This is a genomic window from Roseofilum halophilum BLCC-M91 (genome assembly GCF_030068445.1).
GTDB lineage: Bacteria > Cyanobacteriota > Cyanobacteriia > Cyanobacteriales > Desertifilaceae > Roseofilum > Roseofilum halophilum.
Window position 1 is genome coordinate 1 of sequence record NZ_JAQPOK010000104.1, and the last position, 25,412, is coordinate 25,412.

The window sequence follows — 25,412 nt, forward strand, 5'->3', positions numbered from 1 at the left end:
GGTTGTAGCGATTTGAGTTTCAGAAGGCGCGTCGGCCCATACAGGGCAAGGGTTTCAGGGATTTGGGGTTGTGTTTTCCCCAGCCCTCTGCTATGATTAGGGGTGAGCGTCGGAAATGCACCTGGAAAACTAAATACGGCAGGGGTCTCAGATGCCAGCAGTTGAAATGCCCTTAAATCCCTATTAGGGATTGAAACATCAATGCCTCCTTGATGGCATCTATCGGGCCTTCCCCTGGGTTGAAATGCCCTTAAATCCCTATTAGGGATTGAAACCTCAAATATTTGAACGATATGTATATTGCAAAGGGGGTTGAAATGCCCTTAAATCCCTATTAGGGATTGAAACGCCAGTGAGATACCGCCATTAAAAATGAAGCCAATCAAAGTTGAAATGCCCTTAAATCCCTATTAGGGATTGAAACACATTTCTTAAAATCTGTAACAGCTTTGATTTCAGTTGGTTGAAATGCCCTTACAGCGTTTTTCGATGTTATGAGGTACAGTAATCGAAATGTTCCTTGAGAGTGTTGTCCCATGAAAAGCCTGAAGAATGGGCACGCATAGCGTAAAAAATGGTTTTCCCATTACCAATTACCCATTACCAATTACCAATTACCAATTACCAATTACCAATTACCAATTACCAATTACCAATTACCAATTACCAATTACCCATTACCCATTACCCATTACCCATTCAAGCAGATAGAGGGAACCGCAAACCACTGTTAACCCAGAAGAGTCGATCGCCGCCGCATCTAGAGCATGAGCGAGATCTTCATAGGGTTCACAACTGTACAAGTCCGATTGTAGGGTTTGAGCGAGTTCCGCCAGGGCTTGGGGAGAGACGCAATTGCTATCGGGAACGGGGACAGTAAAGAGGCGATCGCCTGGACGCAGGAGAATTTGCAAGATTTCTGTATGGGATTTGGTGGAGAGCATTCCCATGACCCAATGAATGGGTTTAGGCTCTAAGGTATCGAGATATTGCCGCAACACGATCGCCGATTCGGGATTATGGGCCCCATCAATCAGGATGCGCCGTTGTTTCCACATACTCCATTCTAGGCGACCGGGCCATTGGGTTTGGGCGATTCCCTGTTGGATCGCTTGGGGCGAAATCGTCCAGTCTGAAGGGGGCAGAGTTTGCACAGTGGCGATCGCCAAAGCAGAGTTTTGCAGTTGATGCGCTCCCACCAAAGGAAGTTGAACCTCAATATCTGCAAATCTGGCTTTTCCCCCACCGAGATCTGTGGCTGCTGGGGGATAGATAGCGGGGCAATTTAATTCCTGAATTCTTTCTTGGATGGCGGTTTGTGCTTCTGGGGGAACCGGGCCAATAATCGCCGGAGAGTGAGGTTTAAGGATACCGGCTTTTTCCCTGGCAATATCCCCTAGGGTAGGCCCCAACACTTGCCAATGATCCCAACCAATGGAGACAATTACGGTGGCTAAAGGGCGATCGCAAACATTCGTGGCATCTAAACGGCCGCCTAATCCCACTTCCATCACCGCCACATCGCACTCCTGTTCGGCAAAATAGAGCCAAGCTGCCGCCGTAAACACTTCAAACTGAGTGGGAGAATTTTCAGGATTGACCACTTCTACGACTCGGACTAAAAAATGATAGAGGTCTTCTGGGGCGATCGCCTCTCCATTAATACAGATTCTTTCTGTCCAATCTCGCAAATGGGGGGAAGTATAGCGCCCCACTCGATAGCCTGCGGCTGCTAAAATCGAGGACACATAGGCACAAACCGACCCTTTACCGTTGGTTCCGGCCACATGGATGGATGGAACCCGATCCTGGGGGTTGCCCAAAGCTGCCAACAGTTGCTTAATCCGATCCAACCCTAGATGCATGGCTGGATGCTGATGGGGAGGCAACAGATCGGCGATCGCCTGTCCCCATTGAGCCATGTTATTGTTCTTATTCTTCAAGTTGCAATCTCAAATTGACGGTTCCAGAAGGTCTAACATCACCAGGAGAGCGAAATAAGCCCAGTCCTTCCCCCGATCCAGCACTCTCTTGGTACATCACATCCACCTTTTCATTCAGTCGCACTTGGGGAATACCCGATGGCGATCGCCCAGTGGATAAGCCCGGATCGACGCTTGCGGAAGAGCCTGTATATAAACCCGGAAAATCTTGGGTGCTGCGACTCTCCACTGTTTGTAAAGAGTCTCCTTTTAGAGTGACTCCCTCTTCTTCTTGAGAGAGAGCCGGGGCACTCAAGAAGGCAAAAACTGCGCTCCAGGCGATCGCGGCAGTCACGGGCCAGAATAATAAAATCTTCATCAAAACTCCTTGGGTCTGAAACCCCGCCCTTCAGGGCGAAAGTCGGTTAAAATCAAATAAACGTACTAAAAGCGAAAACCAAGCCATTAGTACAAAGCACCTTGAAAACTAGAGTTAGGGGGTTCTAGCCAGGAATGCTTGGCTAGGTAAAAACTCTAAGCAACAAGTACAAGTCTTTTGACACCGTACCGCATGGCTTGCGGAATCGGGACTCTGCAATGGGTCGAAAGTCTGTGGACATGACGTAAGACGGGGACATAACTGACGAAAGCTAGTAGTGTACGCAGATGTGGATGAAGCAGAAACCTAAATCGCAAGGTTTAGGAATCACCGTGGCTTCAGCCCGGTGAGGATGTCAAGGTGCGCCATAGAAACCCCTAGCAATCCTTTATTTATAAACTCTTAATAACCGTTGATGGTATAATTTCTCTTTAAGCCAAACCAAGGGGTTTAGGAGTCTAGACCCCTAACCCCCAAGGAATCGATCCCAAAATGAGGATTTATGCTTCCCGACTGTTTAAGAGGTTCTGAATTTGAGTGAGAGCGGCTGCACCAATATTGAAAACAGCCCATCCTCCAGCAATAGCGATCGGTAGCAAAACAACGACTACACGCCAATCCATAGTTTTATCCTCCAGATTCAGTAACGTTTTTTATCGGTTTTTCATACTTCTAGTTTTACCGCAAAGTGAGACAATTGTGTACTCAATCTGGGACTGTTCGATCCCATGGACGACCAGAAAGCACAGTACCCATGGGTGAGGCCCCATTGTAGCGAGCAAAAGTATAGTATCATGGGGCTTGGCTCATCGAATGGTAAGGGTGAGGAAATCATGAATCTAGCCCCGATCGCCCAATGGGGTAAAACGATATTCAAAGTCTCTGCTCTACTGGCCTGCGGATTAGTATTGTGGTTAAGTGGATGTGCCCGATCGCAGTTTCCAGGAGATTCAGCAGCAGTGGAAGCCTTATCTGCGGCTCGGTTTATTTCTAAACAAGCGCCGGTAGTCGTATCCTTATCCGAGAAGCCGGATCGAGTGTTATCCCAGCTTAAGGGATTAGAGCAAGGGGATAAACTGCTGGAAAATACTCTCCTCGATAGCACCGGTTTGGAGTATCAGCAGGATATTCAGCCTTGGCTTGATGGGGGCGGTATTTGGGCGATGACGAGTACGGATGTGGATCGCCAGGGAGAAAATGGGCAACAACCCGGTTATTTGGTGGTGCTACCGACGAAAAATGCCCAACTCTCCCAAGAGTTATTGGAAGTGTATTGGCAACGGGAGGCGATCGCCGGACAAGATTTGGTGTTTGAACCCTACAAAGGCACACAGTTAATTTATAGCCGCAAAGAAAATAGTATCGCCACCACGGTGGTAGGATCGCGGTTTGTATTATTGGCGAATCATCCTAAAGTCGTGCGCGAAGCGATTAATAATGTACAAGTTGCCGATCTCAGTTTAGGCGCAACCCCAGACTATCAACAGTTACAGGAACTCAATGGCGACAAAGCAGAGGCGATCGCCTGGATCAATCTTCCTAAGTTAACCCAACGGTTGGGTATGAAAGTCGATCGCCCAGTTTATGCAGCCTTGGGAATGAGTATGCAATGGCAACGGGATGGAGTATTAGCCAAAACGAATTGGTTACCCGTCGATCCAGCCTTGCTCGAAGGCACAGAAGCGCCCTTAAATCCCTCTTCCCTGTTAACCTATCTGCCCCCCAGCAGCTATTTAGCCATCAACGGCGTTAATTTGCGTCAGTTTTGGCAACAGGTGCAAGCGGAAACCTCCGGTTATGGCACAATTTCCGAGATTATGCGCCAACCCTTGCTCGACTGGGGGAAACAATGGCAATTGGATGTGCAAGCTGATATTCTCGATGCTATTGACGGAGAATATGCGATCGCCTTGTTACCCGATGAAGAAGAAGGGGATTTAGATTGGATTATTATTAGCGAGGCAACAGCAGAGAGTTTAACCGATCGTTTAGATAGGCTGGTGAACCAGCAAGGCTTGAGTATTGGCTCTTTTAAGTTAGACGATCGAACCCTGGTGGCTTGGACGAAATTAATCGCCGATCCGATCGCGCAGACAAAAGAAGCGGCTAAAAGTCGGTTACTCAAAGCCAAGGTGCAAGGGGTACATACAACGGTTAACCAGTATGAGATTATCACCTCGTCTATTGCCGCCATGGATCGGGTATTGAAAGCCAAAAATACAGGCAATTCCCTGGCTACTGATGCCCTCTTTCAAGCCAGTATCGCCGCTTTACCGCCCGTCAACCATGGCTATTTCTTTGTCAATTGGCGATCGGCTCAAAAACCCCTAGAACGTCAAATTCCCCTGTTAAGGCTGGTAGAATTGGCAGCCAAGCCCTTCTTTGACCCCTTAGAATCCGTGGCGATCGCCAGTTATGGCAATTCCCAAGAACGTCAAGCAGATATCTTCTTGAACTATAAATAGGTAATCGGTAATGGGTAATCGGTAATGGGTAATCGGTAATGGGTAATCGGTAATGGGAGCAACTCTATATCGCTGTCCACTGAATCCACGCTTGCCAAAAGACGTAAGTCGCCAATAGTGCTAACAGCAGACGAAAGCAAAAAGTAATCACCCGATCTTCCAATTTCGGCAAAAATCGGGTACTAATCTGCACGCCAATTAATCCCCCAGTTCCTAATAAAATTCCTGCTAAGGGAACCACATTATTTTGCAGCGCATGACCAATACAAGCGGATAAAGCGGTGAGGACAATCACCCCTAAGCTGGTGCGGACGGCATCTTTGATGGTTTCTCCGAGCCATAAAATCTGTAAGGGAACCATGATTACACCTCCCCCTACGCCTAAAAATCCGGCCATAAATCCGGCGATCGCTCCGGTAATCATTCTCGCAACAGTGGGATTGAATTTGGGTTCCTCGATGGTAGGTTCAGACTCGGTGAGGTTCTTGCGGACTTGCACTAAGTAGAGGTTGAGCAGTAAGAGCAGTCCGAAGGAGAATAGGAGGAGATAGGAGGGGAGGCGATCGGCAAAAATACTGCCAACTTGAGCCGTAATCATTGCCGGTAATCCTAAGAATAGAAGTTTGGATAATTTTAAGTAGCCCATGCGCCAATTTTGCACCGTTCCCGAACTGGCAGTAATTAAAATTGAGAGGCTACTGGTAGCAACCGATTCTACAGGGGAATAGCCTAATGTGGTTAAGAGAGGAACTAAGACGGTTCCGCCACCAATGCCTAAAAAACCCGCGAGAATTCCTGCTAAGAGTCCTCCACTGGTTAATAACAGAATTTGGGTTAGGGTCATATCAAGTCCGGTTAATGGGTACAACAAGCGAGCAAGATGCTCGCACTGCTCAAATTACTTGATATTACTGGAGTTAATGGGTACAACAAGCGAGCAAGATGCTCGCACTGCTCAAATTACTTGATATTACTGGAGTTAACGGGTACAACAGCGAGCAAGATGCTCGCACTGCTCAAATTACTTGATATTACTGGAGTGGGAGCGTCTCGCTCCCTAGCCCCAAAATTTTCCCTAGCCCCAAAATTTAGAGTTGTTTTTCGGGACTGGATATCAGAATGGAAAACCTTGGGGAAGCAGGTTCAGGGGAAATAGGCCATGAACCCCTTTTTGCGGTCGGTTCACCACTTGGGTAATCCGAAAAGACGCGGCTAAACTACAGAGAACATAGGCTTCTTCTGGGGTGAGACCCCCGCAGTATACCAGTACCTGGATCATCTGTTCTAAGGCTTGTTCTAAGGCTTCGTCTAGGGTGGGGGCAAATCCCATGGTTATGAGGTCGGTTTGGGTTTGCGCCAGGGGGACGGGAAGGGGAAAGTTTTGATGTAGGAAAACTTGAATCGTGCCATTCATGGAGGTTTCGATCGCCGTGACATTGACTTCCCCATCTCCTTGGGCCGCGTGGCCATCGCCAACTGAGAGTAGGGCCCCAGGCACTTGCACGGGGAGAAAGAGCCGAGAACCGGCTTGCAATTCCCGGTTGTCCATATTGCCGCCAAATGTGCCCGGAGGGATGGAAGAATGGGGGTATGCGGCGGGGGAAACGGCTAAAATGCCAAAAAAGGGCTGAAGGGGAATGTTCAGCTCTGGATGACCGGGAAAGTGGGCGATTTGTTGCTCTAGGTCGAGGGGAATAAAGCGCAGAGCAGGATGGGGGAAGTGTTGGGGTAAGGCTCCCCAACCGGCGCGAATGGCGTTAAAACCGACGGGTAAACTGGGGGTGATGCGCTCTAGACGGATTTCGAGGATGTCTCCAGGTTGGGCGTTTTGGATGTGGATGGGGCCGGTGAGCAGGTGGGGGCCGGGGCCGATTTTGCGCTCAGGGGGCAGATGGTGACAGATGTCTACCAGTTCTGGGGGAAAGAAGGCTTGGGGGGCATTATCGCGCTCCAGAATCAGGTAATATCCGGTGTAGGTCTCGATCTGGATGCGATCGCCTCCCTCCACCCTAAGCGCTGGCGGAATTTGCTCCGAAAATCCACCCAGATGCACCGTCTCGCAGGTTGCCCTTAAAATATGGTCTTTCATGATAATGGGTAATAGATAATGGGTAATTGATCGACCATTTTTTCTCAAAGTCTCCCGTGAAAAGGGGGATCGATCGCCTCTGCACTGTTCAATAGTTTTTCACCACAATTTCCTGAATTAACCCCCGTTTCTTGACCTTGCTATTAATCATCCGATTGGCCGACACCCTCTCAATCCTAAACCCATCATACAACTGTTCAAAATAATTATCGCTTGGGTCTTCATTTTTCGGATCGGAATTACTCAACATCAGTTTTACCTCATACCGTTTATCTAACTGGCGGAAAAACTGGGCTAACCGTTGCTGCTGGCGATCGGCAAATTCCGATTGGGCATAGGCCGTAAAACTCGCTGTTTGACTCAGAGGACGATAGGGCGGATCGAAATAAACAAACGAATTGTCTGTGATCACCGATTCGCAGCTCTCAAAATCTGCGCCGATAATTTCTGCTTTCTGCAAGACATTAGACGCTGCTCGCAAGTTGTCTGCATCCAAAATTTTCGGATGCTTATATTTACCGGGAGGCACATTAAACTCCCCTTTACTGTTGAGGCGAAATAGCCCATTAAAACAAGTTCGATTGAGAAAAATAAACCAACTCGCCCTCACTATCGAGTCTGGAGAATAGATTTCATAGTTCAACCCTAATCGTTGTCTATTATATTGGTCGCGAATTTGGAAATAGAAGTTTTTGCGCTCAGAATCGGTCAACAAATGATACTTATGGGCCAGTTTCTCTAATTCCGAGATTAAGTCTTCCAGATAGTGCTTCACCACCTGATAGACTAGCACTAATTCTTGATTCACATCATAGAGAAAAGCGGAATTAAAATCATAGGTTTGCGCTAAGTCAAAAAATACTGCTCCACCTCCTAAAAACGGCTCAATATATCGCTCGATTTTTCCCTGTTTTAACTCAGGGGGATAGTGTGATTCAAATTGAGAGAGCAGTTGAGATTTACCTCCTGCCCATTTTAAGAAGGGTTTAGCGCGTTCATGTTTTGATGTCATATTAAATCCGGTTTCCGCAAGCGGACATGAAAATGAGTTAAACTAGCGGGCAAGATGCCCGCACTCTCTCAATTATTTGATATTACTGGAGTGGGAGAGTTAAACTAGCGGGCAAGATGCCCGCACTCCCTCAATTATTTGATATTACTGGAGTGGGAGCATCTTGCTCCCTACATTTTTAATTATGGTATTCAAGCGGATTTGATGTCATATTAATCTCCCCTCATGCCCCTACCCTTCTCCCACAGGAGAAGGGGGAAAGTCAAGAATACCATGGGAGAAGGCATTTCTAATTTTATCTATAAAACCAAGGTTAATCCTAACTGATGGAGAAGATTAAATCAACGCCTAATTTACAGTAACTTTTTCTCCTATCAATGCCGATTTTTCGGCAGCGCAAGCGACTTTAAGGGCGTATAAGCTGGCTTGGGGATTAACATAAAGTTCTCTACCTTCAGTTAAGTAATCTAACACTTGTTGAGTATCTTGGGCAAAGAGTCCCCGGCGAGTGCCTACGGGTATTTCTGTGGTTTTGTCGAGTTGAACTAAGGAACCTTTATCTCCTGCAAATATTAGGGTTCCTTGATGTCCATGGGCTTCTAATTTGCGTTCCGGTTGCCAAAATATATCTCCTTTGCCGTAAATTATATCAGCAATTGTACCGTTCGTAAATTGCAGTTGAGCGGTACAGAAACAGCCGCGATAATAGTCGGAATGTTCTGGCCAATAGCGATTTTGGGCGTAGACGGTGGCGACGGTTCCTAATGCATCGGTGAAACGGTGGATACAGGGGAGGGAGGCGACCAAGGGAAAACCGAAGAGGTCTTTGTGATAATTCCAGCGTTGGGGTGCGGGATGAATAGGGGCAATTTTGCTGTAGCGCAGATAGCTGATTTCTCCGAGTTGGGGTAGGGTTTGCTTGAAGGCTTGGTGGAGTCCGCCTAAGAGTTCGATATGCTCAATGTGGAGGAGTTTGTGTTGGGTTTTTGACAAGATCCACAGGCTTCTGGCTTCCTCGAAGTTGAGGGATAGGGGATATTCAACGACGACATGCTTTTGAGCGGTTAAGGCGGCTTTGGCGATCGCCCCATGGTCTCGATTGATGGTACTAATTATAACCAAATCTAACTCATCGAGCTGCACCAAGTCTTGCCAAGACTCTAGCACCCGCGCCCCATATTTTGCAGCAAACTCAGCCGTTTTATCCGGGTTATACCCCACCACCGCCCTTAGATGACTGCGGGGGTCACTCTGTAATGTTTCTGCTCTCAAGCGAGCCGCAAATCCCGTGCCTACGAGACCCACATTCAAAGGATTCTGCAAGGGTTTCTCCCATCAATTCATACTTTCGACATAGCCTAAAAATGCCGTTACCGCCTCATTGGGGGGGCTTTTATAGACATAATATAAGTTTCGGGTATAGGGATAACCGGAAAATCCCGGTAATGTCCCATCAATCGCTACCGCTCTCACCGTTTGCTGATTGACAATTTGATTGGCCGTGGCGTAACCGATTCCATCCTCACCTAATGCTCGTAACATGGGAGTTGTAGCATCTCGGTCTAAGGTCGTCATATTAGGGCCTGTGCCAAAATTTGCCCCTTGTAGTACCAATTCCTGGAAGGCCTGACGGGTTCCACTGACCACTGGGCGGTTAATGACGCGAATTTCACGATTCGATCCCCCCACCTGTGACCAATTAGTAATTTTACCTTGAAAGATATCTTTCACTTGTTGCATCGTTAACCCCCCAGATAAGGGATTACTATTGCTAACGGCGATCGCAATTTGATCCCTAGAGACTGGAAACGCCATCAACCCCTCCTGCATCTCTTGGGACGACAGGGGACGAGAGACTGCCGCTATATCCAACTGTCCCATCAACACCCCTTGAATTCCTTTTTCCGAACCATTAGCTTGAGTCGCTACAGTGGTATTCGCAAATTCTCCTTCAAACCCCTTTTTCAAGGTTTGATTCAACGTCACCATACTGGTACTACCATCAATACGAATCACCGTACCCCCTGCAACCGAACTCGGTTCGGTAAATTCAGGGGTTTGGGAATTCGGTGCAGGTTGTTCAGCATTCAGTTGGCCTTGAGCTTGCTGATTCTCTCTAGTCGGTGAAGGAGGTTGGCGCAAGAAAAACCAATACCCTCCTCCTGCTCCCAAGATCAAAAACAAGCCAATAAACAGAAACGGAGATGGATCGTTATTTTGAGCCATAATCTCAGTTAGCTCGGTACTTGAGCTAAGGTAGCAATATTCTCTAAGGCTAACCCCGGACAGGTTCGTTTGACCAGTCCCGTCAACACATTGCCGGGGCCAATTTCAACCACTTTTTCAATGCCTTCATCCACCAGTTTTAAGCAGGTTTCTCGCCAGCGTACTGAACCGGTCATTTGCTCTAGCAGGCGAGTTTTCAGGGTGCTGGCATCCGTAGTCGGGGAAGGATCGACATTGGAGAGAACCGGAACCTGTCCTGGGGAAAAGGATGCGGTTTCCAGAACGGCTTGAAATTTTTGCGAGGCCTCTTCCATAAAGGGGGAATGGAATGCCCCAGAAACGGGTAGAGCAACGGCTTTTTTTACTTTAATTTGGGCCATCACTTGCTCTACGGCTTCGGGTTTACCCGAAATCACCACTTGCATGGCACTATTGTCATTGGCTAACACCACGTCTGGAGTCTTGGCCAAGACTTCTTGGAGTTGGTCGGATTTAAAGCCAATGAGGGCGGCCATTTTGCCCCCGGAAGCATTTTCCATCAGTTCAGCACGGCACTTAACTAATTCTAGTCCTGTGGCAAAATCAAAGACTCCGGCGGCATAAAGGGCGACATATTCCCCTAGACTATGGCCGGCGACTAGATGGGGGGAGTGTCCTTTTTCTCGCAAGAGGTCAATCAGAATGGTTTCGATCGCATACAGACAAGGTTGGGTATAAAGAGTACGCGATAAGGTTTCTGTTTCACTTTGCCAGAGGTCGAGAACTGACCATCCTAAAATTTGTTCGGCTTGAACTAACCGATCTTGTGCAATTTGGGTATCTTTAAGGTCGATACCCATACCGGTTTTTTGCGATCCTTGTCCAGGGAATAACCAGGCTGTTTTTGTCATAAATGAGTAATGAGTAATGAGTAATGAGTAATGAGTAATGGGTAATTGGTAATTGGGAACAACCGATCTCCGTGTCTGGAGTGTCTGGAGTGTCCCCCACTCCCCTATTCCCCATTCCTCAACGTCCCCAACGAAAGATAGCCGATCCCCAGGTTAATCCTGCACCAAATCCAGAAGCGGCGATCAGATCGCCGGGTTTAATTTTTCCAGAGCGGACGGCTTCATCGAGTACCAGGGGAATGGAGGCAGCAGAGGTATTGCCATAGTTGGCTAAGTTGCTCAGTACCTTGTCAGGGGGAATATTGAGCCGTTTAGCCACAGCATCGAGGATGCGTTGGTTGGCTTGATGGAGGATGAGCCAATCGACTCGATCGCTGCTAATTTGGGCATGAAAGAGGGCTTTTTCAATCACTTCAGGGACTTTTTGCACGGCAAAGCGATAGACTTCTTTGCCGTTCATGGTGATGAATTGATAGGTTCCTTGAGCGACGCTGAGGTTAGGAATGATTTCCTCATATTTCGGTTGGTAGGCCAGTTGCAGACAGTGGTTTTGAGTGCCATCGCTTTTGAGTTCAAATCCAAGAAGCCGATCTTCTCGATTAGCTTCCATGACGACAGCGCCTGCACCATCACCAAATAATACGCAAGTGGTGCGATCGCTCCAATTGACCCACCGAGAGAGCAGATCTGCCCCAATGACCAAGACCTTTTGGTAAGTTCCCGTGCGAATATATTGGGCAGCCGTCACCAAAGCAAAGAGGAACCCAGAGCAAGCAGCAGTTAAATCAAAAGCGACTGCTTGATGGGCCCCTAATGCGGCTTGGATTTGACTGGCATTGCCAAATAGATCGTCGGGGGTTGAGGTAGCCAGTAGGATCAGATCCAGATCGGTCGGGGAAATCCCGGCTTGCTCTATGGCTTTGAGTCCTGCTTGGGTGGCGATCGCCGTTAAGGACTCACCCTCACCAGCCACGCGACGATTTTTTATTCCCGTCCGAGTGCTAATCCACTCATCTGAAGTTTCCACTCGCTCCGATAGTCCCTGATTGGTCAGTTTCGCTCCAGGGGTAGCCGAACCACTACCGGTTATTGCAATGCCCATATGTTTCATATATTTGTTTATTGTCTCAAGGGAATTCTTTCGGCTTCAATACCCAAGTTATCCCTCACTCTCCCGTTCTGGCGAAACTGCTCCTAAACCTGCCACCGTTTTTTGGTATTGTCCTCGGAGTCGGTCTAAGACCCGATTATCTACGGCCTCTTTGCCTAAACGAATGGCATTAAAAATGGTTGGCGCTTGGGCAGAGCCATGACTAATGATACAGACTCCCGCCACTCCTAATAAGAGGGCCCCACCATGTTCAGCATGATCTAAGCGTTGTTTAATCCGCCGCAGATTGGGCTTCAAAATTGCCGTCCCCACTTGGCCATGGAGGCCTTGGGGCAGCTCTTCTCGCACAATCTGTAACATGACGCTCCCTACTGCTTCCGCAAATTTGAGCAACACATTACCGACAAATCCATCACAAACGATCACATCATAATCACCGGAGAGGACATCCCGGCCTTCAGCATTACCGATGAAGGGAATCAGGGGATTTTCATCTAATAACTGGTGAGTGCGAATGGCCAAGTCATTTCCTTTACAGGATTCTTCGCCAATGTTTAAAAGTCCCACTTTGGGCTGGTCAATTCCCAGGACGTACTGACTATAAACCGTACCCATCAGGGCAAACTGTTCTAAAAATTGGGGGCGACAATCGACATTAGCCCCCACATCTAAAATCAAAACCGATTTATCGGCCATCAGGGTAGGAAATACTGCCCCAATCGCCGGACGGTCAATCCCTGGTAAGCGACCTAAGCGCAGCAGAGCTGCTGCCATTGCTGCCCCAGAGTGACCGGCAGATACCACGGCATCGGCTCGGTTTTGCTTGACTAAATTCATCGCCACACTGATGGAGGCGTTTTTCTTGCGTCTGAGGGCAACCAGGGGTTCCTCATTCATGGAAATCACGCCTTCGGAAGGCACAATTTCCAGTTGGTGGGATTGGGTGTGTTTACCCATTGATTCTTCAATCCGATCTGGATCGCCCACCAGCAGGATTTGGACATCGAGTTCCTCTTTTGCCCTTAGCGCTCCTGCGACAATTTCATCGGGGGCGAAATCCCCACCCATTGCGTCTATTGCGATTCTTGCCGGAGTTGATCCCATTGCTCGCCAGTCATAAAAGCCTTACAAATTCTACCAAATCGTTTCACCCCAGAGATCGCCTTGTGAAGCGATCGCCAATTTTTCTGGGGTTATTCCTCCGCACCCGCTTCCAGAATCCGTTGGAATAAATACCCTGTCCCCCTAGCCGTAAGGATTAATTCCGGATTACTGGGATCTTCTTCTAACTTGGCTCGTAGCCTGGAGATATGGACATCCACCACACGGGTATCTACATGACGTTCTGGGGTATAGCCCCAAACCTCTTGCAAAATCTCCGAACGAGAAAAGGGTTCTCCAGAGCGACTCACCAGTAGTTCCAGAAGACTAAACTCCATCCCCGTCAGGCGAATGCGTTCATCTCCTTTATAGACTTGTCGTTTATTCGTATCGATGCGGATATTGCTCACCTGGATCACGCCGGAGCTAGGAATACCAGAGGTGCTGGTTTTATCCACCCGACGCAGAACTGAACGAATGCGAGCTTCGAGTTCTTTGGGGGAAAAGGGTTTGACGACATAATCATCGGCTCCCAATTCTAGACCGGTAATGCGATCGGCCACATCTCCCAGGGCGGTTAACATAATTATGGGCACATCCGACTCTTTACGGAGTTCTTGGCAGACTCCATAACCATCGAGCTTGGGCATCATCACATCCAAAACCACCAAATCCGGTAGGATATGGCGAAAAGTTTCTAGGGCTTCTTCCCCATCACCAGCCGTGACCACATCGTACCCGATCATCGATAATCGGGTTTCTAGGATGCGTCGGATACTGGCTTCGTCGTCAACAACCAGAATTTTTTCTTTGTCCAAGTGCCGTAACTCTCCTTGACCTCTGAATTCTGCTGCAAAAGTTTACTTAACTACTCTTAACACTACGATATTATGTTATTGGGCGTTTGAGCAATTCTGAATCGATTTTGGGCGAGTTTTGCCAAGGGTTAGGGCGATCTCCCCTTCCCAAAAACCCCTTTAAACCCAAATCGGATCTCCCCTAACACAGCGCAGGAGAGATCCCAAGAGATCGAGATTTTCTTAAAATACTTAGAAATATTGCCTTAATTTTAATACCTTAATCCCCTCTCGGCGCACCCGTTCATACAATGGCATGGTTCCCACGGGAATATCTGCATAGAATTCACCATTAACCAACTCTCGCTGCTCGAAATTCTCCACCGTTGCCGTTAAAACCAATTGCTTAGTAGTTTGGGAAGGATCGGGTTGCGCCACTGTTTTTATATCGCTCAGTTCTACCGTTTGGGGTTTATAACCCGGTTGCATCCGTTTTAACTTCACTTCTGCTGATTCTGCATGATTCAGGGGTTGAAGTAAATCTGCATCCGCTTGATCGACCAAAATTCTCGCCTCCAGTCGATCGATGTTGACAATTTCCAGGATCTGCTCGTGGCGCTCTAACCATTTGCCCTTATTTTCTGACAAATTTTCCGCAAAAATAGTCCCCTCATGCTCGGCTTTAAGGGTTTTATTTTTATCCTGTTGAGCTTGCATACTCTCAATCGTTTCTTGACGCATCCGCACGATCGCCTCTTGAGCCAATTTTTCTTGCTCGGCAGACTCCAATTCCTGAATGACTGTCGCTAAACGATCTTCTTCCATTCGCAACTCATCTTGAATATTCTCCAATTGGCGCTCCAAATTTTGACCAATTGACGCAATTTCTGCCTGTTTAGACAACTGATGTGCGATCAATTCTGAAATTCTCGCGTCATTCATTGCCGACTCTTCTTGCAACATCTGGATTCTTTCTTCAAGATCCGTTTGATAATTTCTCGATAAAGCCCGGACTGCGATCGCATCTTCTGCATCATCAATCTGTTTTTGAAGTCCTTCCATGCGTCGATCGCGATGATAAATGGCTTTCTCTAATCCCGCAATCTGTCGATCCATCGCGGCAATTTCATGGGTGATGCTCTGAATTTCTGGAGGGGGGGAGCTGCTAGACAATCGATTCACATCATCCTCGGCTTCTTGTACTTGACGCTCTATAGCTCTAACCCGTTGCTCTGCTTCACTTTTTTGGGCCATTAAAATCAAAATTCGTTCGCGAGCAGAAGTCAGTTTAGATTGTTCTTCTTGCAGTTTAAGTTTTTCGTCTACAATCTCGTCTTTGAGATCTTCATTTTGTACTTCGGCTAAAATTGTCCCTGGTTTGACTTTATCTTCGTTTTTAACCATGAAATTCACGATTCTTCCAGGTTCTTCCAAATAAACCGAGTGCCTATTCCCTGGTAAAGGAGCAAATTTTCCTTTGCCACGCACCACAGTATTAACTTCCAGTTGGGAGAGCCAAAAGCCACCGCCAACAACGGCACAGAGAAACACAATTCTGCCCCAGTTTATGCCAGGTTTTTCGGGGACGGGCATGGATTCTTGGGCGGGCATTTCTGGAGATTTGGGTGCAGATTGGGCAGAGGATTTAATTTGATTGGGGGGAACGGCTTTTAAGGAAGTGGGTTGTTTCTCAGGGGTGCTAGTCATGGTAGATACAAAGAATAAAATAACAGCAAGAAGAATTAGTCTCTAGGACAGAAATAGTAAACCGCCCAAATTGCCAGCAAGAGTAAGGCGGTGATGGGCATATGGGTTAAACTCCAGGTGAAGATTCTCCAAAAAAGAAAGCCAAATACAAACCAGATATAGAGCAAGCTAAAGGGGGCGTATAGGGCTAAGATCCACCGGTCTTTTTTGGGTTCGCGGATGGGTTTGCCGGTGAGAAAGTTGATGTATAATCCGAAGGCGCGACCTCTTAAGTTGTTGATGCCGGTGGCAGCAACGGCGAGATAATAGCCGTCAAATTTGGCGACGGGGTTGAGGTTGAGGGCGAGGGTAAATAGGGCGGCAGCCATGAGCAGAAAACTGGTCTGATGTAACCAGATGCCGTCGGTGGATAAATGCCAGAGCCAAAAGCCGATCGCCGCTAAAATGAATTGCACTAAGATTCCGGCTCCGACGACGAATAGTCGTTTCCAGCGCGGTAAACAGTAACTATCGCTGGTGTTGGTGTAGGCTGCGGGGATGAGCATCATGAACAAGAGACCGATTTCGGGGACGATCCCTCGATAATGTTTGAGGGTGAAGGCGTGACCGAATTCGTGCAGGGTGACGACTAAGGCGCTACAGAGAATAAAGGGTAACATCAGTGAACCGCCATAGGTTTGGAGGAGTTGTTGTCCTTGATACACAATGATGTCTCGGTTGTAGATTCCGAGGGCGGCTGAAAAGCTCAGAAAGCCTAGGAGCAGAACAAAGGCGGGTTGGGAAAATACCCAGCGTATTTTGTCGATATGGGCGTTGAGGAAGCGATCGGGGTTGAAAAGGGGAATGCGGAAAAAGAGCAGTTTTAGGGGCGTAAATTTGCCTTTACGGGGTTTGGCGGGTTCGGTTCCGACTAACATGCCGGTGGCTGCCAGCATTTGCAACAGACCTTTGAGGCGATTGGTGGGAATGCAAAATTCTTGGATAATGGCTTGGGGCGATCGCACGCCAATCTGGTCGATAATCGTCTTATCTTGGTCGCATACTTGCAGAAATGTCACGTTTTCTGGGTTTCGCAGTACCCAATAGTCTCGGTGTTCAATCCACTCTAGACAGGGTTTGAGTTGGGAACCTCCTGGAGGAGCAGGTTCGGGCGTTTCTGTGGCTTCGACTTCATCAAAGGTCAAAATTCCCAAACCGATCAGTTTTTCTAGCAGTTGTTCGGTAAAGTTGGGGTCGAGACTCTCTTCAAATTCGTCTTGGCAAGCTTTTTGGATACTCTCTAGGCTAAATTGCCCGGTAAAGTAGCGCAAAGCATAGCCTTCTGCGGGGGGGAACAGGAACTGTTGTCCCGTAGCTCTGAGAATAATTTGGTCGGAGTCTTTGACTTTACCGAGTTTCCAATATTCTCCCAAGTTGGGACAAATTAGGGTATTGCTTTGAGAAAGCGGGGGGGATGATTCGGAGTTCATCTTTTTGGGTAGACGCGATGGATATGAGGAAAGAAGGAGAACTGAGTTCTCCTTCGAGAGGATAGCGGCAGGACTGAGTTGTTCACTCCCTCCTATAGGGTTCTCAGTTTTTTGAGGCGGTTTTTATGCAAAATCCCGAAAACTGTAATATTTCTTTACATTTGGGGGACTCAACTGAGATCTCGATTGAGATGGGCTTTAACCCAAGTATTTAGCCACGGTTTGCACGTCTTTATCACCACGCCCGGAACAGTTGATAATAATGCGGGGGTTGCCTTCGAGTTGGGGACAAAGGGTTTCTAAATAGGCGATCGCATGGGAAGTTTCTAGAGCCGGAATAATGCCCTCTAATTTCGAGAGTCGCTCAAAGGCAGCTACAGCCTGGCGATCGGTCACACTATAGTATTCAGCCCGTTCCGTTTGCTTCAAATAGCTATGTTCCGGGCCCACTCCCGGATAATCTAAGCCAGCGCTAATGGAATGGGCCTCAATTACTTGACCATCTCCATCTTGGAGCAGATAGCTCATGGCTCCATGCAAAACGCCCACCTGGCCTTGGGTGAGGGTGGCCGCGTGCTTATCGGTCTTCACCCCTTCTCCGGCTGCTTCCACACCAATGAGGCGCACCGAACTTTCCTTAACAAACTCATAGAAGAGTCCCATGGCATTCGAGCCACCGCCCACACAAGCGAGGAGAATATCCGGCAGTCCGCCCCATTTTTCCCAAGCTTGGCTGCGGGTTTCTTCGCCGATAATGGTGTGAAAGTCGCGCACCATCATCGGGTAAGGATGGGGCCCGGCAACTGAACCTAGGATATAGTGGGTGGTTTCCACATTGGTCACCCAGTCACGGATGGCTTCCGAGGTGGCATCTTTCAGGGTTCCAGTTCCCGCTTCTACCGGACAGACTTCAGCCCCCAATAGTCGCATCCGAAAGACATTCAACTTTTGGCGCTCCATATCTTGAACGCCCATATAAATCACGCAGCTTAGACCAAACCGAGCGCAAACGGTGGCAGTCGCGACCCCATGTTGTCCGGCTCCGGTTTCGGCAATAATGCGCTGTTTGCCCATGCGCTTGGCGAGGAGAACTTGAGCGAGGGCATTATTGATTTTATGAGCGCCGGTATGGTTGAGGTCTTCCCGTTTGAGATAGATTTGGGGGCCTGTACCATCGGGTTTACGGTAGTGTGCGGTGAGGCGTTCGGCGAAGTAGAGGGGACTGGGACGGCCGACATAATCTCGGAGCAGGCCTTGCAGTTCGGCTTGGAATTCAGGGTCGTGGCGATAATGATTGTAGGCTTGCTCTAGTTCGGCTAGGGCAGGCATGAGGGTTTCTGGGACATATTTGCCGCCAAATTGACCAAACCGGCCGAGGCGATCGGGTACGGAGGTGACGGTTTGAGGAGGGGTTGGAGTGGTAGTCACAGGCTTCTTATGATACGAATGGGACACGATCTCATTTTAAGCACCCGTGAGCGTCACATCAATATGGGGTTTGACTCCGATTCTGGAACTTGCAGCCAGCACAGGAGGTCATGGGGGTGATGTTGTTTCGGTAAAGGATAAAGGGAATATGATCGATTTGAGAGCAAAATCGATAAACTCTTCCATGGGTTTAGGTCTGAGTTTGGTTAGTTTATTAACGATTAATTTGTCCGTAGGGGTGCTTCCTGTGGTTGCCCAAACCTCTCCTCTTGTGAGTCAGTTGTTTCCGGATGCTAATGATGTGGTGATTCCAGGGGGAGTGGTGTTGCCAGTCGTTTACGATCGGGCGCAGAAGGTGGTGATTGCGCCGGATGAAACGTTTGAGTTGGTGTTGACAATTGCGGATAATATTACCTCTCGTCAGGGACGATTATTGATTCCCAAGGGATCTCAGGTGAAGGGAGCGTTGGAACCGGTTTCGGGCAGTACGGTAGGGACTCGGTTTGTGGCGCAGGAGTTGATTTTGGTCAATGGTACTCGTTTGCCGTTCGATGCGGTTTCGCGCACGTTTACGGAAACTGAGCGACTCGGCCGATCGCGAGCGGCTTCGATCCTCAGAGGGGCAGCCATTGGTGCAGGTGCGGCGACGATTTTAGCTGGAATCACTGGCGATCGCGCGATCGCCACGGAGGAGGTTTTGGGGGGTGCAGGCTTAGGAGCGCTGAGTGGGGTGTTTTTAGGGCGCAACAAGGGTGAGGTGTTTGCGATCGATCCGAATACCGATCTGGATTTACGGTTGCGATCGGATTTGAGAATTTCTACCAACACTGGGCGCTTTTAATTTTTAATTGATCTGGGTGGGTATCGTAAGATATAGATCGACCCGCCCCTAGGGGGATGTGGTGTTTAATTTTCAATTTTTAATTAATCCATGAGTGCAGCAGATTTTGAGCGAGAACTCGAACAAACCGTCCTCAGCTTTGCCGATATTCAAGCGGAATTAAACTATAAACAGGCTACAGAGTCGTTGCAGTCCTTGGTCAGGAATTTGGATTTGAGCGCCTCAGAACGGTCAGGTCTGGAAACAGAAATCGAGAATTTACAAGGAATGCTCGACAAGTTAGAACAAAGTCGAGTACAAATTTCCGTCTTTGGGTTGGTGGGACGGGGTAAATCTTCGGTTCTGAATGCCCTGTTGGGCGATCGAGTGTTTGAAACGGGGCCTACCCATGGAGTCACTCGCGCGATTCATGGAGCGTCCTGGGAAATTTCGACTCAACGGGAGCCAGTGTCCGATTTAGTCCGGGTGACCATTGGCCGGCAAGGCCAGGCCCAAATTCAGTTAATGGATACGCCCGGTATTGATGAGGTGAATGGCCAGCAGCGATCGCAGCTTGCTCATCAGGTGGCGAAGCAGTCGGATTTAATTTTATTTGTGATTGCTGGGGATATGACTCAGGTGGAATATGAGGCTTTGTCCCTGTTGCGAGCGGAGAGTAAGCCGATTTTGTTGGTGTTTAATAAGATCGATCAGTATCCGGATACGGATCGGATGATGATTTATGAAAAGATTCGCGATGAACGGGTCAAGGAGTTGTTGTCCCCGGAGGAGATTGTGATGGCGGCCGCTTGTCCGTTGGTTCCGGAAGGGGTGCGTCGGCCGGATGGCAGTTTGGGGGTGAAGTTGGTGCGCGGAGAACCGCAGGTGGAGGATTTGAAATTAAAGATTTTGGAGTTGCTCGATCGCGAAGGAAAATCGCTTGTTGCCTTAAATACGATGCTCTATGCGGATACGGTAAATGAACGGTTGGTCAAGCGCAAGATGGAAATTCGCCAGGGCAAGGGGAATCAGATTATCTGGAATTTTGTCATGGTCAAGGGTTTGGCTATTGCTCTTAATCCGGTGACGGCGATCGATTTATTGAGTGCGGCGGTGATTGATGTGGTGATGATTCTGAAGTTATCCCAGCTCTATGGGATACCGATGACCCAACAGGGGGCACTGAATTTACTGCAAAAAATTGCGATCGCCATGGGAGGCATTAGCGCTGGGGAGTTGTTCGCCAATTTGGGACTCAGTAGCCTTAAGGGTTTGTTGGGTTTAGCCACTCCTATGACCGCAGGAGCGGCGATCGGGCCTTATCTATCTGTGGCGATTAGTCAAGCCGCCATTTCTGCCCTATCCTCCTATGGCATTGGCCAAGTGACCAAGGAATATTTAGCCAATGGCGCATCCTGGGGGCCTGATGGGCCAAAAGTCGTCGTTACCCGGATTTTATCGGGTTTAGATGAGACTTCGATCTTAAATCGAATTAAGGATGAATTGTGGACAAAACTACAGAGCCATCAAGCTTAAATTCTCTATTTCCTATGGAGACTCTCGCCTCAGTTTCTTAAGAATGATTGTTGTGATTCTAGACCATAAAATTTTAGTCAGTTGAGTCGGAATCATTGAGGATAAAATCTAAATTTTTAATCCCTTGAGAAATTCCTTGTAATATCAGTAAACCGAAACTCACCAAAATCATCGTTTTAATCGGATAGCGTACCAATCCACCGGGATCGGGTGAATTTTCTAGGAGCTTCCAGGAGTTGACCACTGCTCCTGTAGAATAGAAAATAATCATTGTACAAAAAGGAATTAAAAAGAATAGCGAACCCACTAAATCAATCCAGGCTTTTTGTTTAGGATTTAAGCGACTTTGCAGCACATCCACCCGCACATGGTTATTGTGCTTCAGGGTATAAGCTGCACCCAAGAGAAACACTAGATCGAATAGATACCATTGAATTTCTAAAAGGGCATTCGAGCTAAGATTTTGACCGATCGCCCGTCCTACATAGCGCCCAAACACATTCCAAGCTCCCACTCCTACCATCACCAATGTCAGCCAATAGGCTGCTCTGCCAATGCCCTCATTCAGGCGATCGATTTTCTGAGATAGACGTAATAAGAATTTCACGCGCTCTTACCCTAGGTTATTTAATGCTCTGGGGCTTTCCCGCCGGAACCCCCCTAAAGATTATTGTAAAGGCACTATCTCGAAGCCCTGTTATAAAATACAGTGTAATACCATGTTTCACGCTATAATGCCCATTCCCCCACTCCCTATGTCCCTATGTCCCGATCTAAGCCTGCTACTTTTTGGTCAACTGTTCCCTGGTTTAGCGGCGGTTTATTGCTTCTGTGGATTATTGCTTTAGGATTACGGTTTTGGGGATTAAATCGGTTTAATACCTTGGTTTTTGATGAAGTCTATTTTGCTAAATTTGCCCAGAATTATTTAGACCAAGCTCCGTTATTTGATGCCCATCCGCCCCTGGGAAAGTATCTGATTGCCGTGGGAATGGCGCTGGCGGATCTCTTTTCTTGGGGAGATTCGTCAGTCACCAATGATTTAAGCGGTTCCCTGCGCTCTCCTTTTAGTTATCGCTGGTTGAATGCTTTCACCGGATCGTTGATTCCTTTGGTGGTTGCATGGCTCAGTTATCAGTTAACTCACCGCAAAAGTTATGCCCTGTTATCGGCGGGATTAATGACGATAGAAGGGTTGTTTTTAGTCGAATCTCGCTATGCTTTGGTCAATGTTTATTTAGTGCTGTTTGGATTGCTCGGCCAAGTGTTTGGATTATGGGGATTGCAAACGGCTCCTCGATGGCGCATTCTAGGGCTGGTTTTATCCGGGATAAGCTTTGGTTTATCTGCGTCGGTGAAGTGGAATGGGTTGGGGTTTTGGCTGGGATTTTGGGGGGTGATTTTGGCGATTAAGCTGTGGGAGAGTTGGGGTAAGAGCGATCGCCAATTTCCTAATCTATCATGGTGCGATCGCGCCGCCGCCTTCAAGCTGTGGACGATTCCCATCTATGGCTTCCTTATCCCCTACATCACCTACGCCCTGGTTTGGATTCCCCACCTGAACCTGAATCCAGATTATAGCTTCTGGCAAATGCAGGGGGAAATTATCGGCTATCATAACCGCATTGGTGGCGGTGAGGAAGTCCACCCCTATTGCTCCTCCTGGTTAACTTGGCCGTTTTTAATTCGCCCCGTAGCCTATTATTATCAAACCGTTAATGATGGGCAAGTCATTTTCGATGTTCATGCCTTCGGAAATCCCCTGTTATGGTGGGGGGCAACTGTGGCGATCGCCCTTTTATCCTTGTGTCTGTTACAACGCGATCGATCCCCAACCCTCTTCAATCTCTCCCTCTATCTCAGCATCAACTATCTCGCCAACTGGCTCCCCTGGAGTATAGTCAGTCGCTGTGTATTTCTCTATCATTACATGGGCGCTCTCGTCTTTTCCATTCTAGCCCTCAGTGTTATTCTGGAGCGATGGCTGTATCATTCTCGGCGAGAGTTTCGGATTTTAGCCATGAGTGCTTTAGGGGTGATGGCGATCGCTTTTCTCTTTTGGCTCCCCATCTATCTCGGTCTCCCCCTCTCCCCCCAAGCCTTCCGTCTACGCATGTGGTTCAACACTTGGATTTAAGATCAATTAACAATTAACAATTAACAATTAACAATTAACAATGGGTAGGGGTGGGTTATACCCAAATAATAGGATACCTACAAATCAATTTCCTATTCATGTCCGCGAAGCGGAAACCCACCCCATTCTCTATTCCCTAGATTGAAAGGGATTAACAATATTGACTCGACCCGAAACCCTTAACCCATCTTGCATATCTTCAGAATACAAAATATCTGCACCACCGGCTAACGCACTCGCCACAATCAGGCTATCCCAAAATGAGAGACTATAACTCATGCGTAAATCAGAAGCAGATTGCAGAATATTCAAGTTAAATTCTACCACTTGACAGCGATTATACAGGGATTGAATCACTGCTTTAATTTGGGTTTCATCAAAATTAGCTTTTTTAATCAGATTCGCCGAAATCTCATTAATCACCTGGGTACTGATCGTCAAATTGGCTTGGTTGGTAATCGAAGTAGCGATCTTTAGCTTCCTTTGTCTTTCTCTCGGTTCTATACGTTGGTCATCAAATAACCGATAGATCCAAACGTTAGTATCAATAAACTTAAAGTTCATCAAACTTCATCCATCGTTAACGGTCATAAATTTCTTCACGACTAAGAACCCGATCCACTTTAATCGGGTTTTCGGTTAAAGCGTCAATGATATCTGGAGTGTTATCATTGCTTTGATAACCAGACAATTTAGACTGTTTGAGGACAATTACAGTCACCTCGTTTTCTTCCCTGAACTCCTGTTGATATTCTTCTGGAATCTCAATCATTCCTTGTTTGATTCTTGCCTTAAATTCCATCGTATTAGCCATGTTGTATCCTCCCAGAACTATTGTAAGTTATCTTACCAAAAGTACAGCCATCAAGATCTAGCCTCAAGAACCAATCCCCCGTAGGGGCGGGTTATACCCAAATCTAGGATACCCACCATCAATTCCCTATTCATGTCCGCGAAGCGGAAACCCGCCCCCCCCATCCGTAGGGGCGGGTTATACCCAAATCTAGAACACCCACAAATCAATTTCCTATTCATGTCCGCGAAGCGGAAACCCGCCCCCCCCACGGGTGTTGTGGTAGGGCGGGTTTAGGGAGGTTATGGCTGGGTGTCGTCATGGGTTGGTGAAACCCGCCCCTACGGGTGGAAATTGGGGACACAGGGGGGGTTGCCTCTTGCCTATTCCCCCATGGTTAATTGTTCATTGTTAATTGTTCATTGCTCCAGACCAACCGCTCGCAGGTGCGAACCGCTTCTAAGGCAATCTCCCGTTCCTCTGAGGGTGGCTCCAGGGGGGCGCGAACCCATGAAGAATGGAGGCGCAATCTATTGCATCCCACCTCTAACCACCCTTGCCACGTTGCCGGCCATACCCGCAGAGTTCCATCTGCACTACCAGAAATGATCTTAGAGCGATCGGGGGTGATGGCGATAGAGGCGACCGCATCCTGATGACCTTCCAGGACGGCTAAGGACTCTCCTGTAGCTATGTCCCACACCCGCAGGGTTCCATCCCCACTGCCAGAAATGGCCTGGGAGCCATCGGGGGTTATGGCGAGAGACCAGACCCAACTCTGATGACCCTCCAGGACGGCTAAGGACTCTCCTGTCGCGATGTCCCACACCCGCAGGGTTCCATCCCCACTGCCAGAAATGGCCTGGGAGCCATCGGGGGTTATGGCGAGAGACAAGAACCCACCCTGATGACCCTCCAGGACGGCTAAGGACTCTCCTGTCGCTATGTCCCACACTCGCAGGGTATTATCCCCACTGCCAGAAATGACCTTGGAGCCATCGGGGGTGATAGCGATGGAGGCGACCTCACCCTGATGACCCTCTAGAATGGCTAAGGACTCTCCAGTATTGATATCCCATACCCGTACAGTACCGTCCCAACTGCCAGAAATGACCTTCGAGCCATCGGGGGTAATGGCGATAGATGTGACCCCATCTTGATGACCCTCCAGGACAGCTAAGGACTCTCCTGTAGCGATGTCCCACACCCGCAGGGTTCCATCCCCACTGCCAGAAATGGCCTGGGAGCCATCGGGGGTGATAGCGATGGAGGTGACCCCATCCTGATGACCCTCCAGGACGGCTAAGGACTCTCCGGTAGCGATATCCCACACCCGCAGGGTCTTGTCCATACTGCCAGAGTCCATACTGCCAGAAATCACCTTAGAACCATCGGGGGTGATGGCGATAGACAAAAACACATCCTGATCACCCTTCAGGACGGCCAATGACTTTCCCGTAGACACATCCCATACCCGCACGCTACTAGCAGTGTTAGAAATCACCTTAGAGCCATCGGGGGTGATGGCGA

23 protein-coding genes are annotated in these 25,412 nt (G+C 48.3%); 4 read left to right on the forward strand and 19 right to left on the reverse strand.

The features are described 5' to 3' along the window. Window positions 1–677 precede the first annotated feature (677 nt). The 3 genes from PJF56_RS14250 to PJF56_RS14260 all read right to left on the reverse strand — a co-directional run bounded on the left by PJF56_RS14250 (window position 678) and on the right by PJF56_RS14260 (window position 2,924). Window positions 678–1,943, reverse strand: a complete 1,266-nt coding sequence (locus PJF56_RS14250) for a bifunctional folylpolyglutamate synthase/dihydrofolate synthase (RefSeq protein WP_283763350.1) — start codon at window positions 1,941–1,943, stop codon at window positions 678–680. Then, window positions 1,933–2,301: a hypothetical protein gene (locus PJF56_RS14255; RefSeq protein ID WP_283763351.1), complete on the reverse strand. Its 369-nt coding sequence runs from the start codon at window positions 2,299–2,301 to the stop codon at window positions 1,933–1,935. The genes PJF56_RS14250 and PJF56_RS14255 overlap by 11 nt, the downstream gene beginning before the upstream one ends. A 500-nt stretch (window positions 2,302–2,801) precedes the next feature. After that, the gene (locus tag PJF56_RS14260; RefSeq protein WP_283763352.1) at window positions 2,802–2,924 is read right to left on the reverse strand and encodes a photosystem II protein Y; all 123 of its coding nucleotides are present in this window, start codon (window positions 2,922–2,924) and stop codon (window positions 2,802–2,804) included. A 210-nt stretch (window positions 2,925–3,134) separates the two neighbouring features. Here PJF56_RS14260 and PJF56_RS14265 point away from each other — a divergent pair, with 210 nt between their 5' ends. After that, window positions 3,135–4,766 carry a DUF3352 domain-containing protein gene (locus tag PJF56_RS14265; protein ID WP_283763353.1) on the forward strand — a complete coding sequence of 544 codons (1,632 nt, stop codon included), beginning with the start codon at window positions 3,135–3,137 and terminating at the stop codon, window positions 4,764–4,766. A gap of 64 nt (window positions 4,767–4,830) precedes the next feature. Here the strand turns inward: PJF56_RS14265 and PJF56_RS14270 are convergent, their stop codons facing one another. From PJF56_RS14270 to trpB, 12 genes are all read right to left on the reverse strand, one after another. Continuing rightward, complete coding sequence (locus PJF56_RS14270) at window positions 4,831–5,610, reverse strand: sulfite exporter TauE/SafE family protein (protein WP_283763354.1); 780 nt, start codon at window positions 5,608–5,610, stop codon at window positions 4,831–4,833. 270 nt (window positions 5,611–5,880) lie between these two features. Further along, window positions 5,881–6,855 carry an acetamidase/formamidase family protein gene (locus PJF56_RS14275; RefSeq protein ID WP_283763355.1) on the reverse strand — a complete coding sequence of 325 codons (975 nt, stop codon included), beginning with the start codon at window positions 6,853–6,855 and terminating at the stop codon, window positions 5,881–5,883. Window positions 6,856–6,943: 88 nt separating this feature from the next. Beyond that, window positions 6,944–7,867, reverse strand: a complete 924-nt coding sequence (locus PJF56_RS14280; RefSeq protein ID WP_283763356.1) for a DNA adenine methylase — start codon at window positions 7,865–7,867, stop codon at window positions 6,944–6,946. Between the two features lie 348 nt (window positions 7,868–8,215). Next, window positions 8,216–9,190 carry a Gfo/Idh/MocA family protein gene (locus tag PJF56_RS14285; RefSeq protein ID WP_283763357.1) on the reverse strand — a complete coding sequence of 325 codons (975 nt, stop codon included), beginning with the start codon at window positions 9,188–9,190 and terminating at the stop codon, window positions 8,216–8,218. A 12-nt stretch (window positions 9,191–9,202) separates the two neighbouring features. After that, window positions 9,203–10,093 carry a substrate-binding domain-containing protein gene (locus PJF56_RS14290; RefSeq protein WP_283763358.1) on the reverse strand — a complete coding sequence of 297 codons (891 nt, stop codon included), beginning with the start codon at window positions 10,091–10,093 and terminating at the stop codon, window positions 9,203–9,205. Window positions 10,094–10,101: 8 nt separating this feature from the next. Then, window positions 10,102–10,983: an ACP S-malonyltransferase gene (fabD, locus tag PJF56_RS14295; RefSeq protein WP_283763359.1), complete on the reverse strand. Its 882-nt coding sequence runs from the start codon at window positions 10,981–10,983 to the stop codon at window positions 10,102–10,104. Window positions 10,984–11,101: 118 nt separating this feature from the next. After that, a complete protein-coding gene (locus PJF56_RS14300; RefSeq protein WP_347179550.1) occupies window positions 11,102–12,094 on the reverse strand; it encodes a beta-ketoacyl-ACP synthase III in 993 nt (330 codons plus the stop codon). A 48-nt stretch (window positions 12,095–12,142) separates the two neighbouring features. Further along, the gene (gene plsX, locus PJF56_RS14305; RefSeq protein WP_283763361.1) at window positions 12,143–13,198 is read right to left on the reverse strand and encodes a phosphate acyltransferase PlsX; all 1,056 of its coding nucleotides are present in this window, start codon (window positions 13,196–13,198) and stop codon (window positions 12,143–12,145) included. An 89-nt stretch (window positions 13,199–13,287) separates the two neighbouring features. Next, complete coding sequence (gene rpaB, locus PJF56_RS14310; RefSeq protein ID WP_271937641.1) at window positions 13,288–14,013, reverse strand: response regulator transcription factor RpaB; 726 nt, start codon at window positions 14,011–14,013, stop codon at window positions 13,288–13,290. A 231-nt stretch (window positions 14,014–14,244) separates the two neighbouring features. Continuing rightward, window positions 14,245–15,699, reverse strand: coding sequence for a coiled-coil domain-containing protein (locus PJF56_RS14315; RefSeq protein ID WP_283763362.1), 1,455 nt, complete (start codon window positions 15,697–15,699; stop codon window positions 14,245–14,247). A gap of 35 nt (window positions 15,700–15,734) precedes the next feature. Next, window positions 15,735–17,168, reverse strand: coding sequence for a M50 family metallopeptidase (locus tag PJF56_RS14320; RefSeq protein WP_283763363.1), 1,434 nt, complete (start codon window positions 17,166–17,168; stop codon window positions 15,735–15,737). A 198-nt stretch (window positions 17,169–17,366) separates the two neighbouring features. Beyond that, window positions 17,367–18,596, reverse strand: a complete 1,230-nt coding sequence (gene trpB, locus PJF56_RS14325) for a tryptophan synthase subunit beta (RefSeq protein WP_283763364.1) — start codon at window positions 18,594–18,596, stop codon at window positions 17,367–17,369. 46 nt (window positions 18,597–18,642) lie between these two features. Here trpB and PJF56_RS14330 point away from each other — a divergent pair, with 46 nt between their 5' ends. Next, window positions 18,643–19,437 carry a hypothetical protein gene (locus PJF56_RS14330; protein WP_283763365.1) on the forward strand — a complete coding sequence of 265 codons (795 nt, stop codon included), beginning with the start codon at window positions 18,643–18,645 and terminating at the stop codon, window positions 19,435–19,437. Between the two features lie 90 nt (window positions 19,438–19,527). Further along, window positions 19,528–20,952: a GTP-binding protein gene (locus PJF56_RS14335; RefSeq protein ID WP_283763366.1), complete on the forward strand. Its 1,425-nt coding sequence runs from the start codon at window positions 19,528–19,530 to the stop codon at window positions 20,950–20,952. Window positions 20,953–21,025: 73 nt separating this feature from the next. Here the strand turns inward: PJF56_RS14335 and PJF56_RS14340 are convergent, their stop codons facing one another. Then, entirely contained in the window at window positions 21,026–21,559 is a 534-nt protein-coding gene (locus PJF56_RS14340) for a TRAP transporter small permease subunit (protein ID WP_283763367.1), read from the reverse strand. Window positions 21,560–21,715: 156 nt separating this feature from the next. On the opposite strand from PJF56_RS14340, the gene PJF56_RS14345 reads away from it, so the two are divergent. After that, window positions 21,716–23,089: a dolichyl-phosphate-mannose--protein mannosyltransferase gene (locus tag PJF56_RS14345; protein ID WP_283763368.1), complete on the forward strand. Its 1,374-nt coding sequence runs from the start codon at window positions 21,716–21,718 to the stop codon at window positions 23,087–23,089. A gap of 129 nt (window positions 23,090–23,218) precedes the next feature. On the opposite strand, the gene PJF56_RS14350 is transcribed toward PJF56_RS14345, so the two are convergent. From PJF56_RS14350 to PJF56_RS14360, 3 genes are all read right to left on the reverse strand, one after another. Next, the gene (locus tag PJF56_RS14350) at window positions 23,219–23,653 is read right to left on the reverse strand and encodes a PIN domain-containing protein (RefSeq protein ID WP_283763369.1); all 435 of its coding nucleotides are present in this window, start codon (window positions 23,651–23,653) and stop codon (window positions 23,219–23,221) included. Window positions 23,654–23,669: 16 nt separating this feature from the next. Next, window positions 23,670–23,903, reverse strand: a complete 234-nt coding sequence (locus PJF56_RS14355; RefSeq protein ID WP_283763370.1) for a hypothetical protein — start codon at window positions 23,901–23,903, stop codon at window positions 23,670–23,672. A gap of 376 nt (window positions 23,904–24,279) precedes the next feature. Next, on the reverse strand, window positions 24,280–25,412 hold a 1,133-nt coding region (locus PJF56_RS14360; protein WP_283763371.1), incomplete at its 5' end, for a WD40 repeat domain-containing protein.